This window comes from Mesorhizobium sp. WSM4840, assembly GCF_055811755.1.
In genome coordinates this window covers 1-14,111 of sequence record NZ_JBVVQD010000041.1, presented here as the reverse complement: position 1 = coordinate 14,111, position 14,111 = coordinate 1, and the positions used below count along the sequence as shown (strand labels likewise).

The window sequence follows — 14,111 nt, the reverse complement described above, 5'->3', positions numbered from 1 at the left end:
GACCATGGCCGATATCGTCTTCCGCAATGTGACGAAACGCTATGGCGACACGCTCGCCGTCGACGACGCCTCGTTCACTGTCAACGACAATGAGTTCTTCTGCTTCTTCGGCCCGCCGCTGTCGGGCAAGTCGACGGTGCTGCGTCTGGTGCTCGGGCTGGAGACGCCGGACGCCGGCGAAATCCTGATCGGCGGCAGACCGGTCAACACGGTGTCGCCGGCCGAACGCAATGTCGCCATGGTGTTCCAGAACCTGGCGCTGTTTCCGCATATGAGCGCGCGCGACAATGTCCGCTTTCCCCTGGTCGAACGCCGGGTCGCCGAGGCCGAAATCGAAAAGCGTGTCGCAGACGTCGCGGCCAAGCTGCATATCGGCCACATCCTGCATAAGCCGCCGGCGCAGCTTTCGGGCGGCGAGCGGCAGCGCGTGGCGATCGCTCGGGCGCTGGTGCGCGACCCCCATGCCTATCTAATGGACGATCCAATCTCGGCGCTCGACGCCAGGCTGCGCGAGGAGACGCGCGTCGAGCTGAAACGTATCCAGCGTGAGCTCGGCAAGACGCTGATCTATGTCACGCACGACCAGGAAGAGGCGATGTCGGTCGCCGACCGTATTGCCATCCTGGAGAATGGCAAGATCAGGCAGATCGGCGCGCCGGCCGAGATCTATGACCGGCCGGCCAGCACCTATGTGGCGCGGCTGCTCGGTTCGCCGATGATGAACATCTTGAAGTTGCTACGCGGCGAGGGCGGCGTCGAGGCAGCCGAAGGCACGATCCGCATCGCAGATAAGGCCGCGCCGGCCGATGCCGTCGAGATCGGGCTCAGGCCTGAAGACATCAAGGTCCGGCCCTGGCTGGATCGGGATGGAACATCGGATGGGCGCGCGGGCCGCCCGGCGCGAGTGTTCGAGGTCGAGCCGCTCGGCGGCTATACCGTCGTGACACTCGCTGCCGGGCAGGCGCGCCTGAGGGCGCTGCTGCGCGGCCAGCCGGACATCAGGCCGGATGCCATGGTGGCGATATCCTGCGAGCCGGGCAGGGTGCATTATTTCGGGCAAAGCGGGGGAGCGCTGGCAAGATGACGGCGGCTGCAAGGAACGAGCTTCGGGAGGAACATATGGCAAGCGAAGAAATAGCGGGAAACGGCTTCGAGCCGGACGTTAAAGTCCGCACCAGGGAATTCAGGATCGGCTGCGTCGGCGCCGGCATGATCATGGCCGAGTGCCATCTTGCCGCCTATCACGAAGCTGGGTTTCCCGTGGTGGCGATCGCCTCGCGGACCAAGGCCAGTGCTGAGAAGGTCGCCAAGCGCTGGGAGATCCCGACCGTCCACGATACGCCGGAACAGCTTATCGAGGACGAAAATGTCGAGATCATCGACCTTGCGTTTCCGCCCGACCAGCAGCCGGCGCTGATCCGCCATGCGCTGAAGCAGACGCACATCAAGGCGATCCTGGCGCAGAAGCCGCTGGCGCTGTCGCTCAAGGATGCGATCGAGTTGCGCGACGAGGCGGCCAGGGCTGGCAAGATCCTCTCGGTCAACCAGAACATGCGCTACGACCAGTCGATGCGCGTGCTGAAGCAGATCATGGATAGCGGCGCGCTCGGTGACATCGTCTTCGCGCAGATCGACATGCATGCGATCCCGCACTGGCAGACATTCCTCGAGGACTATGACCGGCTGACGCTTGCCAATATGAGCGTCCACCATCTCGACGTGCTGCGCTTCCTGTTCGGTGATCCCGACGAGATTACGACGCTGACGCGTAAGGATCCGCGCACGAAGTTCGACCATTCCGACGGCATCACCGTTTCGACGCTGCGGTTTCCGTCCGGGGTGCTCGCAGTGTCGCTGGAGGATGTCTGGTCCGGCCCGCGCCAGGAGGGTTACAAGGACGACCAGCACATCAACTGGCGCGTCGACGGCACCAAGGGCGTCGCCAAGGGCACGATCGGCTGGCCGACGGGTTCTGCCTCGACGCTGACCTATGCCTCGACCGCGACCACCGGCGGCGAATGGGTGACACCCAGCTGGGAGACAATGTGGTTCCCGCATGCCTTCATCGGCGTGATGGAGCAGCTCCAGCACGCAGTGAAGACGGGTGAGCCGCCCGCACTTTCCGTCGCCGACAACGTCAAGACCATGGCGCTGATCGAAGCGGGCTATCGCTCGATCGATGAGGGTCGCACGGTCAAGCTTTCCGAAATCTCGACAAACTCAATCAACTGAATCGCTTACAGGGAGGACTTCACATCATGATGCAGGCAGGTATCTTCACGGGCTATTTCCCGTACGGCCTCAAGGAAACCGCGCAAAAGATCCGCGCGCTCGATTTCAACACGGTGCAGCTCGATCTGCATTTTAAGGATGTTGACCTGTCGGCCGGGCAGATCACCAAGGACAAGGCCACGACGGTTCGCGACACCTTCCGCGACCACAATCTGCCGATCTGCTGTGTGTCGGGTTACACCAACATCATCCATCCCGACATGGGCGAGCGCGAGAGGCGCGTCGGCTATCTGAAGGAGATCATCCGCAATGCGCGCCATTTCGGCACGCCTTACGTGATCTCGGAAACCGGCACCTACAACACCGAGTCCGACTGGGTGCACCATCCGAAGAACAAGACCGAGGAAGGTTTCGAGCAATGCCGCAAGGTCATCGCCGACCTTGCCCAGACGGCCTACGACCACGGCGCGGTCTTCCTGCTCGAAACCTATGTCAACAACGTCGTCGGCTCGGTCGAGGAGACGGTGAAGATGTTCGCGCAGGTCGACCATCCGGGCCTCGGCCTTTTGATGGACCCGACCAACTATTTCGAGACGCACAACATCGACAGGATGGACCAGATCCTCAACCAGGTGTTCGACACGCTGACCGACAAAATCAAAATAGCCCACGCCAAGGACGTCAAGCGCTCGGGCGGTGATAAGTCGGAGAAGCACGCCGACATCGGCGACGAGGACGCGCTGGAGAGCCACACTTTCCGCGGTGTAGGCGAGATCGAGCTGCCGGCGCCCGGCCTCGGTTCGCTGAACTACGATCTCTATCTCAAGCGGCTTGCCGAAAAGCACCCGAACATCCCGGTCATCATCGAGCATCTCTCGGAAGATGACGTGCCGCGGGCCAAGAAATTCCTCGACGGCAAGTTCCGCGCCAACGGGCTCTGACAGGAGTCCTGCGTCGCCGCGGCGGCGCTTTCCGCCGGGAGGAAATATAATGGAGGAAGAGAAATGTTGAAATTCGGATTGAAACTGGCGGCGGCCGCGACGGTGCTCGCCGGTCTCGCATTCAGCTCGCAGGCATTGGCGCAGGAGAAGACGTTCTATCTGCTGTCGCATGGCGGCCCGTCGGATGCATTCTGGCTCGACTGGAATGCCGGTGCCACCAAGGCCTGCGACCAGCTCAAGGTGACCTGCAAGATCTCCTTCAGCGGCGGCGACATGGCGGCGCAGAAGGAAGCTTTCAGCTCAGCACTCGCCGCCAAGCCGGACGGTATCGCCACCACTTCGGCGCAGCCCGGGCTGTGGACGGAAGAGGTGAAGGCAGCCAAGGCTGCCGGCATCCCGATCGTGTTCTTCAACACCGACGATCCGGCAACCGGGAGGCAGGCCTATGTCGGCGCCGATCTCAAGGAGGCCGGTGCCATCTGGGCCAAGTACCTGGTCGACCACAAGATGGTGAAGCAGGGCGACAAGGTGTTCCTGCCGGTGGAAGTGCCTGGAGCCAGCTACCAGCAGCTCGAGACCGGAGGCATCGCCAGCGTCTTCGATCCGCTCGGCATCAAATATGATGTGGTCGATTGCGGCACCGATCCGGCCGGCATCATCGCCAAGATGACCGACTATATGGTCGCCAACAATCCGCCGGCGATCATCGCGCTCGGCGATTCCGTCGCGGCCAGCATCAAGCGGGTGTTCGACGGCGCCGGCGTGCCGGCCGGCAAGATCCCGGTCGTCGGCTGGGGGAATTCCCGGGAAACCGCCGAAGCCGTCAAGGCCGGCTTCGTCAACGCGGCTGCCTGGCAGTTCCCGTCGGCGCAAGGCTTCATGCCGGTGGCGCTGCTCGGGCTTGCCGCCTCGGGTGAACCGATCGGCTACGACATTCACACCTTCAGCCTCTACGACGCGACAAGCGTCGAGCCGATCCTGAAACTCTACGACAAGTGATGGAAACTGACGCCCGCCGCGCAGGCGGCGGGCGCCGCCTTGAAGTATGGTCCGATCCGTCATGACAATTGCCGCAGAAGAGGAAATGCCTGACGTGAAACGCAGGTCGAGCCTGATTCGCTCACCGCAATTCTCCTCGCTCGTCATCCTTATGGTGCTGCTGGCGGTGTTCGCCATCGCCGACGCCAACTTCCTGTCGCCGCTCAACATCTCCAACATGATGGCCTTCCTGCCCGAGCTCGGCATCATCGCGCTCGGCATGACGCTGCTTTTGACAGCAGGCGAGTTCGACCTTTCGGTCGGCGCCGTTTTCGGGCTGGCGCCGGTCATCGTCATGCTGCTGGTGCAGAGCGGCCAGGTTGATATCGGTGTGGCGCTGCTTGCCGGGCTGCTGCTGTGCGTGGCGATCGGCGCCATCAACGGGCTGATCGTCACCAAGATTGGCATCTCCTCCTTCCTGGTGACGCTGTCGATGCTGCTCGTCGTGCGGGGTGCTGCGCTCTACATCACGCAAGGCTTTCCGCTAAAATCCTGGGACCAGCCAGGCTTTTTCGTGACGCTGCTGGCCGGCAGCTTCAATATCGGAACGTTCCGTTTCTATACGTCCTTGTGGTGGTTCATCGCCCTGTCGCTGCTGGCGATCTACGTGCTGCACTACGCCAAGCTCGGCAACTGGATCAGCGCCATCGGCTCCAACCGCAACGCCGCGGTGGCGCGCGGCGTGCCGGCCGATGCGGTCAAGATCTGGCTGTTCATCCTGACCTCGGTGCTGGCTGGTCTGGCCGGCATGATCAGCGCCTTCCGCATCTCTGCCGCCTCGCCGGTGGCCGGCACCGGCTACGAGCTCGAAGTGATCGCAATGGTGGTGGTTGGCGGCACGGCGCTGACCGGCGGGCGCGGCACCATCCTGGGCACGATCGTCGGTGCGCTGATGCTGCGCAGCATCCGCAACGGCATCGTGCTGATCGGCGTGCCCGGGCTCGCCTACAACATCTTCGTCGGCGTCATCATCCTCGCCATGCTCATCCTGCACGCGTTGCTGCAGAAGAACGCCGCCAGGAGCTGACCATGGAAGTGCTTCGGCTTCAGAACCTGCAAAAGTCCTTCGGCAGCGTCCGCGCCCTGAAGAGCGCCTCCTTCACACTTAATGAGGGCGAAGTGGTGGCCTTGCTCGGCGACAATGGCGCCGGCAAATCCACGCTGATCAAGGCGATCTCCGGCGTGTTTCCCGTCGACCGCGGCGACATCTATGTGCGCGGCCAAAAAGTCTCGATCCGCTCGACGCGCGACGCCATGGATCTCGGCATCGAGACCATTCACCAGGATACGTCGCTGGCGCCGGACCTCAGCATCGCGCGCAATCTCTTTCTCGGTCGCGAGCCGGTCAACTTGAAATGGCTGGGCGTGTTCGCGCCGCTCGACCTCGCCAAGCTGCGCGATGCCGCCGCGGCACTTTTGAAGCGCGTCGGCATCTCGAAAAAGCTCGATGCCGATGCGCTGGTCAGCACGCTGTCGGGTGGTGAACGCCAGTCGATTGCCATTTCGCGCGCCATGCAGTTCGCCGCCAAGGTCATCATCCTCGACGAGCCGACCAACAATCTCGGCGTCGAGGAAACACACGGCGTGCTGCGCTTCGTCAAGGAGGTGCGCGCCGCCGGTCATTCCGTGCTTTTGATCACCCACAACATCCATCACGTCTTTCAGGTCGCCGACCGCATCATCGTCATGCGCCGCGGCGAGATCGTCGCCGAGCAGACGGTCGCCGATACCGACCTGCTGACGGTGGAGAGCATCATCACCGGCGCCGACATGTCGGCCCTGCTCAAGGAGACGAGAGCAAAGTGAAGGAACTGGCCGTCACATGGTAGAGCTTTACGGCAAGACGCTTTCGCGCCGGCAGGTCTCGGAGCGGTCCGGCATGCTGTCGCAATTCGCCGGCGTGCGGCTGATGACGCTTGGCGACGGGGTGGAGCGCGGCATACGGATGCTCGAATTCCGCACCGGCTCCGGCCTGCGTTTCACCGCGCTGGTCGACCGGGCGCTTGATGTCGCCGATTGCGACTTCAAGGGCCAGGCGATCGGCTGGCATTCGCCGAGCGGCTTTCGCCATCCCGGCCTGCACGAGTATGAAGGCGAGGAGGGGCTGGCCTGGGCACGGTCGTTTTCGGGCCTGCTGCTGACCTGCGGCCTCGACCATATCCTGTTCATGGACGAGGTTCCGGCCGACAGCTACAACTATCCGCCGAAAAAGACGGTGCGCCATTCGCTGCATGGCCGCGTCAGCACCATCCCGGCGCGGTTGGTCGGCTACGGCGAAGCGTGGGACAGCGACCGCTGTGTGCTGTGGGCCGAGGCGATCGTCCAGCAATCGACGGTGTTCGGCGAGGATCTGCATCTGCTGCGGCGGATCGAGGCCGATGTCGGCGGCAACGAGATCCGGCTGTCGGACCGTGTCGTCAATCACGGCTTCAACCGCACGCCGCATATGTACTTTTATCACATCAACGTCAGCCATCCGGTGCTCGACGAAGGCTCGCGCTATCTGGCGCCGATTCGCGACGTTGTCTGGGCGGGCCATGCCGGCGAGCGCTACGAGGCGCAAAAGGTCGGCTATCGCACAGTGCCGGCGCCGCAACTGGGTTTCATGGAACAGGTCTGGCAGCACGAACTCGGCGCCGACGCCAAGGGTGAGGTGCCGGTGGCCGTGGTCAACGACCGTCTTGGCCTTGGCCTGGAAGTCGTCACGCGCAAAGACCAACTGCCTTGCGCCTATGAATGGCAGAATTTCCAGGCGGGACAGTATGCGCTGGGCATAGAGCCGTCGACGCATCACGTGCTCGGCAATCTGTCGGCGCGCGAGCGCGGCGAGATGATCTGGCTGGAGCATGGCGAAAGCCGCTCCTACAATGCGGTGTTCCGGGTTCTCGACGGCGCCGGCGACATCGCCGCCGCTGAAAGCCGGATCGCTGACATCGCCAGGCAGCCGCAGCAGGATTATCCGCGGCCGTCAGGCAATTTTCCGGTGCTCGGAGGCAGATCGTGATGATGGCGAGGACGACGCGAAGCACCAGTTGGGAGGCTCGCTCCGGTTGGAGCGGGGAGGGTTCGCGGCCCACCAGGAATTGGAGGTCACAATGGCTGGCACAATGAAGCGCGACTACAGCCTGGTTGGCGAAAGCACGCGCAGGGCGATCGAGACGGGACTGGCCTCGGCCGAATGGTACCATACCGACGTCCCGCGCAAGGTCATCAAGGAGTTGATGCAACGTTCCGACGGCCCGGCGATCCGCGACACGATCATCTGGATCGCCGCCATCCTGGGTTCCGCTGCCGGCGGCGTTTATTTCTGGGGCACCTGGTGGTGCGTGCCGTTCTTCTTCGTCTATGGCGTGCTCTACGGCTCCTCCAGCGACTCGCGCTGGCACGAATGCGGCCATGGCACCGCCTTCCGGACGCGCTGGATGAATGATGTGGTCTACCAAATCGCCAGCTTCATGCTGATGCGCAATCCGGTGACCTGGCGCTGGAGCCATGCCCGCCACCACACCGACACCATCATCGTCGGACGCGATGCCGAGATCGCCGTGATGCGCCCGCCGGACCTTTTGCGTGCGGCGCTCGCTTTCACCGGCATCCTTGATTTTCGCTATTCGCTTCCGGCGCTGGTACGTCAAGCGTTCGGCAAGCTGACGCCCGACGAGAAAAGCTACGTTCCCGAGATGGAACAGCACAAGGCCGTCATCGCCGCGCGCTGGCATGTCGCCATCTACGTCGCCACGATTGCGCTCGCCCTCACTATGCGGTCATGGGTGCCGCTGGTGCTCATCGGCGTACCGCGCCTCTACGGCACCTGGCACATGGTGCTGACAGGGCTGCTGCAGCACATCGGTCTCGCCGACAATGTGGTCGATCATCGGCTCAACAGCCGGACCGTCTACATGAATCGGATCAGCCGGTTCATCTATTGGAATATGAACTACCACGTCGAGCATCACATGTTCCCGATGGTGCCCTATCACGCGCTGCCCAGGCTGCACGAACTGATCAAGCACGATTTGCCGGAGCCGAACCCGTCGATGTGGCATGCCTATCGCGAGGTCTGGCCGGTCCTGCTCAGGCAACTCAAATACGAGGACTATTTCCTCAAGCGCGAACTGCCTCCGACGGCACGGCCCTATCGCGGCGAGTTCCACGAAGTGAACATGTCGGCAGCAGCTGAATAGGCACCGCGCGCCGCCGCAATGCAGGAATTTCGGGAGAAACAGAGATGGCCGATTGGGTCGAAGCGTGCGCCGCGGACGACGTCGACGAAGAGGATGTCATCCGCTTCGACCATGGCGGCCGCACCTTCGCGATCTATCGTTCCCCTGATGACGAATTCTTTGCCACCGACGGGTTTTGCACGCATGAGAAGGCCCACCTGGCCGACGGGCTTGTCATGGACGACATCATCGAATGCCCCAAGCACAATGGCCGCTTCAATTACAAGACCGGCCAGGCCAAAGGGGCTCCCGTCTGTGTCAATCTGCAGACCTATCCGGTCAAGGTCGAAGCTGGCAAGGTGATGATCCAGATCTAAAGCATGATCCCGAAAAGTGGGACCCGGTTTTCGGAAATATCATGCAAATTGAATCCTGACTGGCCTGCCGTATACGCAACAAGGAACCAAAATCGATGAGCCGTAAAAGACCCACGATCGCCGACCTGCGCGCCATGAAGGGCAAGCGGCAGCTGACCATGCTGCGCGTGTTGACGATGGACGAGGCCGAGGCCGCCGAAAGAGCCGGGGTGGACATCGTCTCGGTACCGCCGGAGCTCGTGCTCAACCCGCAATACCGCGATGCCGCACCCAGCCTGTTCACCATGCCGGGCGACAATTTCTATGAGATCGGCACAGCCGACGATTTCGTGCGCTGGGCATTCCGGCTTTACAAGGCAAGCGCCGACGCGGTCTATTGCAGCGCCGGCTTCGCCACCGTCAAGCGCCTTGCCGACGACGCGATCCCGGTGATCGGCCATGTCGGCCTGATCCCATCGCGCGCCACCTGGACCGGCGGCTTCAAGGCCGTCGGCAAAACCGCCGACAGCGCCATGCAGATTTTCGAAGCGGTCAAACAGTACGAGGCCGCCGGCGCGATCGGTGCCGAGATCGAAGTCGTGCCGGTCGAGGTGGCCAAGGCAATTTCGGAACGGACCTCGCTGATCATGCTGTCGATGGGGGCGGGCACCGGCTGTGACGCGCAATATCTATTCGCCGACGATATCCTTGGGCAGAACCGCGGCCACATGCCCCGCCATTCCAAGGTCTACCGCAATTTTGCCGCCGAATATGACCGCCTGCAGGCGGAACGCGTTGCCGCCTTTTCCGAATATGTCGCCGACGTGAACAGCCTGGCCTATCCCGAAGACAAGCATGTGGTGCACATGGACCCGGACCAACTCGGTCTGTTCATGAAAAGGGTCGACAGCGCGGCTTGAGCAGGGCGGCGCAAACTAGCTAGGCCTGCCAGCTTCCACCAGCGAGTGCGGCGTAGAGCGCCTCGGCGTCGATGCCCTGGGGCCTGTCCTCCCTGAGCGGCAGGACGAGCGCGCGCACCGCGGCATGAATCGCGGCGGTCGCCGGCGCCAGCGTCAGCCCATCGCGCAGGTCGACGGCCTGTGCGGCCGCTATCAGCTCGAAGGCAATCAGCCGCTGCCACAGCTCGATCATGTCGGCGCATTTCGAGACGGCCAGTGGTGCCTGGGTCGCATGGTCCTCGACGCCTTCCGAGACGGCTAGGAAGTCGAGCATCACCGGGTTTGCCTTGTGGCGGATGGCGGCGAGAATCGCGCTCACTGTCTTTTGCAGCGGCACGAAGCCGGCCGAAGCGCCGCCGACCGGCGACAGATATTTGGGCAGGCCGTTGCGGCCTGAGCCGGTGAGCTGGATGAAGCGGGCGGCACAGGCAGCCGCACATTGAGCTATGGCAAGGCCAAGCGTCTCGAAGGCCAGCGACAGCGAAGGGGTGTGGAAATTGCCGGTCGACAGCACCATGTCTTCGTCGCCCAGCACCAGCGGGTTGTCGGCGGCGGCGTTGAGCTCGATCTCGACGGCTTGCCTGGCCTGATCGATTGCCTGCAGCAGCGCACCATGGATCGACGGCATGCAGCGGATCGACAGCGGGTCCTGCAAGGTCGTCGGTGACGGCGCCTTGTCGCGTGCCAGCAGATCGCGCAAGCCTTTTGCCGCCTGCTGCTGGCCGGTTGCTGGTCGCGCCGCCTGCAAGCGTGGGTCGAGGATCGTCTGGTTGGCGCCGATGCCTTCCATGGTCAGCGCGCCCGCCTGCTGTTGTTGCGCGAAGGCGGTCAGTGCGTCGGCCACCGCCAGCGCGCCGCTGCCGGCGGACACCGCCGAGGCGCTTATAAGCGACAGCCCGTCCTTGGGGGCGAGGCTGACAGGCGCAAGGCGCGCCAATGCCAGCGCCCTGGCCGCCGGCATGCGCCGGCCCTGAAAGTCGGCTTCGCCGTCGCCGGTCAGCATGCGACCGAGCGTTGCCATCAGCAGCAGGTCGCTGTCGCCGATCGAGCCCAGCGACGGCATCACCGGATGCACGCCGGCATTGAGCGCGTCGATGAGTGCGACGAAAACCTCTGACGAAATGCCCGACCCACCGGCCGAAAGCATCGCCGCACGGGCAAGCATCGTCGCGCGCACGATGTCTTGCGGCAGCGCGTCACCCACCGCGCCGCTGCGCCCTTCGAGCAACTGGCGCTGGAAGGCGCTGGCGTCGCCGCTGACCGACGTGCCGAGATTGGCGCCGAGACCGGTGTTGACCCCATAGATTGGCTGCCCAGAAGCGGCGGCGCGGTCGAGCACTTTTCGCGCCCTGTCCAGCCTCTCCATGACCGCGGGGGCTACTTCCACCCTGCGTCCGTCGCGGGCAACCGCCGCGACATCCTCGACGCGAATGCCGGCCCCGGTGAGGACGAGCGCACTCATGCGAAGCGCAGCCGCTGGCCGATGCCTTGGGCCTGCGCCTTGGCCAGCATCGCCTTGCCCAGCGCGATATCGGAGAGCGACAGGCCGCGATGCCAGAACAGGATCGTCTCGTCGTCGCTCTGGCGTCCTGGCTTTAGACCGGCGGCGATCTGGCCAAGTTCGGCGTGCAGCGTCTGTTCGCTCAGGCGTCCGGTCTCGACATGGGCGCGCAGCGAGCCGAATTTGCCGGCCTTGCACTGGCCCCAGTCGTCGACGACGATCTTTTGCATGATGTCGGTCAACGACAGCTCCACCGCGCTCATCGTCCCGTAGGGCATCACCAGCGCGCCGGGCCTGATCCATTCGGTCTTCAGCAGCGGCTGCGGTTCCGGCAGCCGCGAGGCCTCGACGACGATGTCGGCGCCCTCGACGCAAGCGCGCCAGTCGGCGACCGCCGTGACCTTCTTGCCGAGATCGGTGGACAGCTTGGCGGCAAAGCCGTCACGGCTTTCCGGCCGGCGCGAATGCACGCGGATCTCGTCAAAGTCGAAAAGGTGGTCGAGGAGGCGCACGTTCCAGTAGGCGGTGCCGCGCGCGCCGATATGGCCGAGGATCTTCGACGTCTTTTTCGCCAGATGTTTTGCGCCGATGGCAGTGACGGCACCGGTGCGCATGTCGGTGATCCCAGTGGCGTCGAGAATACCGCGCGGCGTGCCGGTGCGCGGATCGAAGAGATTGAGGATGCCGAATTCTGATGGCAGGCCGTGCAGGTAATTGTCGACATAGTCACCGACAATCTTGACGCCGGCCGCATCGAGCGGCGCGACGTAGCCGCGCAGGACATTGAAATGGCCGTTGAAGGACGGGTCCGGCTCGAGATGGACGCGCGGCTCGATCACCGTCTGGCCGTTGCCCTGCGCCATCAGGCCGGCCTCGACCGCTTCGATGATTTCGGCATCGGTCATATCAAGCGCTTCGATGTCGAGGGCGTTGAGATAATCGATGTAGATGGGCTTCATGCGCAGATTGGTCCTGATGAAGGGGGCGTTCCTAGTCAGAAGAGCCGAAACGAAATCGCGAAGCGTCAAAGTTCGATGGCGAGGTTCAGTCATCGCATAACAGGTTGCGATACGACACGAAAGTTTGTTGGTCCATGTCTGGACGGCGCCGCCCAAATGCTGTTCAAACCGGTGCGTCATCGATTTGCCGGACAATTGCCTGGTTCCCAGTGGCGCGGGAAAAACTTTCGTACAGTTCTGCGCATGACCGCCATTCCCGAAAACAAAGCCTTGGTCGAGACCGCGACGACGGCGCGGCAGGCGCGGCGCGTGGCGCTGATCGTCGCCGTCGCCTTCTTCATGCAGCTTCTGGATTCGACGATCATCTCGACATCGCTGCCGCAGATGGGAGAATCCTTCGGCGTGCCGGCGGTGGCGATGAGCATCGGCATCACCGTCTATATGCTGACCATGGCGGTGTTCGTGCCGCTGTCGGGCTGGCTCGCCGACCGTTTCGGCGCGCGCAACATCTTCCTCGTGGCGATCGCGCTGTTCACGCTGGCCTCGATCGCCTGCGGCATCTCGCAGAACCTGACTCAGTTCGTCGCCGCGCGTGCCGTGCAGGGCCTGGGTAGTGCGCTGATGACGCCAGTCGGCCGAATCCTGGTGCTGCGCAACGCCTCGAAGTCCGAGCTGCTCAACGCCACCGCGCTGATCACCTGGCCGGCGCTGTTCGCGCCGGTGATCGGGCCGGTGCTTGGCGGCTTTATCACCACGTATCTCTCCTGGCACTGGAATTTCTTCATCAACATTCCGCTCGGCGCAGCGGGACTAGCGCTGGTCGCCCGCTTCATTCCCGGCGACCGCGACTCCGAAACCAGGCCGCTCGACTGGCCGGGCTTCCTTCTGACCTCGGTCGGGCTCGCGTCAATGCTCTACGGCCTCGAGCGCATCGCCCATCCGGAAGACGGCGCCATGCCGACCGTAGCGCTGCTTGTCGCCGGCACCTTGGTCGGCTGGCTGGCCGTGCGGCATCTGGCGCGCGCAAAAAATCCGCTGCTCGACCTCACGGCATTCAAGGTACAGACTTTCGCCATCTCGACGCTGTCGGCCGGCACCATTTTCCGGGTCGCCATCAACGCCACGCCGTTTCTGCTGCCGCTGCTGTTCCAGGTCGGATTCGGCCTGAGACCCGTCGATGCCGGCATGCTGATCCTGGCCTATTTTCTGGGCAATCTCGGCATGAAGACGGTGACGACACCGACGCTGAAGCGCTTCGGTTTCCGTTCGGTGCTGGTCGTCAACGGGGTGATCGCATCGCTGTCGATCATGGCCTGTGCGGCGATATCGCCGCAGACCCCGCAAGCGCTGGTGGTGGCGCTGATGCTGATTGCCGGGCTGTCGCGTTCGATGCAGTTCACCGCGCTCAACACGCTGGCCTTCGCCGATGTGGCCTCACCGCAGCGGAGCTCGGCAGCGACGTTGTCCAGCATGCTGCAGCAAGTGGCGATGCTGTTCGGCGTAGCGGTCGCCGCGGCGCTGCTCAACTTGTCGCAGATCGCGAGAAGCGGGCCGGTGCTCGACCTCTTCGACTTCCGCCTCGCCTTCCTGGCGATCGGCGCTATCGGGCTCGCGGCCTCGTTCCGCTTTTTGGCGCTGCCGCCGACGGCGGGCGCCGAGGTTTCGGGCCACTTTCCGCGGAACTGAGGTCGGGCTTGACCTTCTCCCCTTGTGGGAGAAGGTGGATCGGCGCGTAGCGCCGAGACGGATGAGGGGTGCTGGAAGAAACGCGGCGCGCAAATATAAAACGATTTGAAGCGCTTACATCTTCTATGCTTCTATTCAACGATCCTTCCAGCACCCCTCATCCGACCTCGCTTCGCGAGGCCACCTTCTCCCACAAGGCTGTTTGGACTGGGGACATCGCGAACAGGTGTGCGAGGACATCGCGAACAGTTTGCCATCCTATCGAGCCAGGGCATT

13 protein-coding genes are annotated in these 14,111 nt (G+C 63.4%); 11 read left to right on the top strand and 2 right to left on the bottom strand.

Annotated elements, in window-relative coordinates:
* Positions 1-4: 4 nt before the first annotated feature.
* From AC0L3I_RS32780 to AC0L3I_RS32735, 10 genes are all read left to right on the top strand, one after another.
* Positions 5-1,084: an ABC transporter ATP-binding protein gene (locus tag AC0L3I_RS32780; RefSeq protein ID WP_473529669.1), complete on the top strand. Its 1,080-nt coding sequence runs from the start codon at positions 5-7 to the stop codon at positions 1,082-1,084.
* Between the two features lie 35 nt (positions 1,085-1,119).
* A complete protein-coding gene (locus tag AC0L3I_RS32775; RefSeq protein ID WP_473529668.1) occupies positions 1,120-2,232 on the top strand; it encodes a Gfo/Idh/MocA family protein in 1,113 nt (370 codons plus the stop codon).
* Positions 2,233-2,258: 26 nt separating this feature from the next.
* Positions 2,259-3,173, top strand: a complete 915-nt coding sequence (locus tag AC0L3I_RS32770; protein ID WP_473529667.1) for a sugar phosphate isomerase/epimerase family protein — start codon at positions 2,259-2,261, stop codon at positions 3,171-3,173.
* A gap of 63 nt (positions 3,174-3,236) precedes the next feature.
* Positions 3,237-4,172, top strand: coding sequence for a sugar ABC transporter substrate-binding protein (locus AC0L3I_RS32765; protein WP_473529666.1), 936 nt, complete (start codon positions 3,237-3,239; stop codon positions 4,170-4,172).
* Positions 4,173-4,257: 85 nt separating this feature from the next.
* On the top strand, positions 4,258-5,238 hold the full coding sequence (locus AC0L3I_RS32760) for an ABC transporter permease (protein ID WP_244603137.1): 981 nt from the start codon (positions 4,258-4,260) through the stop codon (positions 5,236-5,238).
* The gene (locus tag AC0L3I_RS32755; RefSeq protein WP_473488227.1) at positions 5,235-6,017 is read left to right on the top strand and encodes an ATP-binding cassette domain-containing protein; all 783 of its coding nucleotides are present in this window, start codon (positions 5,235-5,237) and stop codon (positions 6,015-6,017) included. The genes AC0L3I_RS32760 and AC0L3I_RS32755 overlap by 4 nt, the downstream gene beginning before the upstream one ends.
* A 16-nt stretch (positions 6,018-6,033) precedes the next feature.
* On the top strand, positions 6,034-7,215 hold the full coding sequence (locus tag AC0L3I_RS32750) for an aldose 1-epimerase family protein (protein WP_473488141.1): 1,182 nt from the start codon (positions 6,034-6,036) through the stop codon (positions 7,213-7,215).
* Positions 7,216-7,306: 91 nt separating this feature from the next.
* On the top strand, positions 7,307-8,395 hold the full coding sequence (locus AC0L3I_RS32745) for a fatty acid desaturase family protein (protein ID WP_473529665.1): 1,089 nt from the start codon (positions 7,307-7,309) through the stop codon (positions 8,393-8,395).
* 44 nt (positions 8,396-8,439) lie between these two features.
* Positions 8,440-8,751 carry a MocE family 2Fe-2S type ferredoxin gene (locus AC0L3I_RS32740; RefSeq protein WP_473529664.1) on the top strand — a complete coding sequence of 104 codons (312 nt, stop codon included), beginning with the start codon at positions 8,440-8,442 and terminating at the stop codon, positions 8,749-8,751.
* 95 nt (positions 8,752-8,846) lie between these two features.
* The gene (locus tag AC0L3I_RS32735; protein ID WP_473488139.1) at positions 8,847-9,650 is read left to right on the top strand and encodes a 3-methyl-2-oxobutanoate hydroxymethyltransferase; all 804 of its coding nucleotides are present in this window, start codon (positions 8,847-8,849) and stop codon (positions 9,648-9,650) included.
* Positions 9,651-9,669: 19 nt separating this feature from the next.
* On the opposite strand, the gene AC0L3I_RS32730 is transcribed toward AC0L3I_RS32735, so the two are convergent.
* Together AC0L3I_RS32730 and AC0L3I_RS32725 are read right to left on the bottom strand one after the other, a co-directional pair.
* Entirely contained in the window at positions 9,670-11,151 is a 1,482-nt protein-coding gene (locus AC0L3I_RS32730) for an HAL/PAL/TAL family ammonia-lyase (protein WP_473488138.1), read from the bottom strand.
* Positions 11,148-12,149, bottom strand: coding sequence for an ornithine cyclodeaminase family protein (locus AC0L3I_RS32725; protein WP_473529663.1), 1,002 nt, complete (start codon positions 12,147-12,149; stop codon positions 11,148-11,150). The genes AC0L3I_RS32730 and AC0L3I_RS32725 overlap by 4 nt, the downstream gene beginning before the upstream one ends.
* A gap of 243 nt (positions 12,150-12,392) precedes the next feature.
* Between AC0L3I_RS32725 and AC0L3I_RS32720 the strand changes: the two genes are divergently transcribed.
* Entirely contained in the window at positions 12,393-13,835 is a 1,443-nt protein-coding gene (locus AC0L3I_RS32720) for a DHA2 family efflux MFS transporter permease subunit (protein WP_473529662.1), read from the top strand.
* Positions 13,836-14,111: the final 276 nt, after the last annotated feature.

What these genes read in the sequence shown, in the direction of transcription:
- AC0L3I_RS32780 (WP_473529669.1), top strand. Translation starts at nt 5, where the DNA reads ATGGCCGATATCGTCTTCCGCAATGTGACGAAACGCTATGGCGACACG.
- AC0L3I_RS32775 (WP_473529668.1), top strand. Translation starts at nt 1,120, where the DNA reads ATGGCAAGCGAAGAAATAGCGGGAAACGGCTTCGAGCCGGACGTTAAA.
- AC0L3I_RS32770 (WP_473529667.1), top strand. Translation starts at nt 2,259, where the DNA reads ATGATGCAGGCAGGTATCTTCACGGGCTATTTCCCGTACGGCCTCAAG.
- AC0L3I_RS32765 (WP_473529666.1), top strand. Translation starts at nt 3,237, where the DNA reads ATGTTGAAATTCGGATTGAAACTGGCGGCGGCCGCGACGGTGCTCGCC.
- AC0L3I_RS32760 (WP_244603137.1), top strand. Translation starts at nt 4,258, where the DNA reads ATGCCTGACGTGAAACGCAGGTCGAGCCTGATTCGCTCACCGCAATTC.
- AC0L3I_RS32750 (WP_473488141.1), top strand. Translation starts at nt 6,034, where the DNA reads ATGGTAGAGCTTTACGGCAAGACGCTTTCGCGCCGGCAGGTCTCGGAG.
- AC0L3I_RS32745 (WP_473529665.1), top strand. Translation starts at nt 7,307, where the DNA reads ATGGCTGGCACAATGAAGCGCGACTACAGCCTGGTTGGCGAAAGCACG.
- AC0L3I_RS32740 (WP_473529664.1), top strand. Translation starts at nt 8,440, where the DNA reads ATGGCCGATTGGGTCGAAGCGTGCGCCGCGGACGACGTCGACGAAGAG.
- AC0L3I_RS32735 (WP_473488139.1), top strand. Translation starts at nt 8,847, where the DNA reads ATGAGCCGTAAAAGACCCACGATCGCCGACCTGCGCGCCATGAAGGGC.
- AC0L3I_RS32730 (WP_473488138.1), bottom strand. Translation starts at nt 11,151, where the DNA reads ATGAGTGCGCTCGTCCTCACCGGGGCCGGCATTCGCGTCGAGGATGTC.
- AC0L3I_RS32725 (WP_473529663.1), bottom strand. Translation starts at nt 12,149, where the DNA reads ATGAAGCCCATCTACATCGATTATCTCAACGCCCTCGACATCGAAGCG.
- AC0L3I_RS32720 (WP_473529662.1), top strand. Translation starts at nt 12,393, where the DNA reads ATGACCGCCATTCCCGAAAACAAAGCCTTGGTCGAGACCGCGACGACG.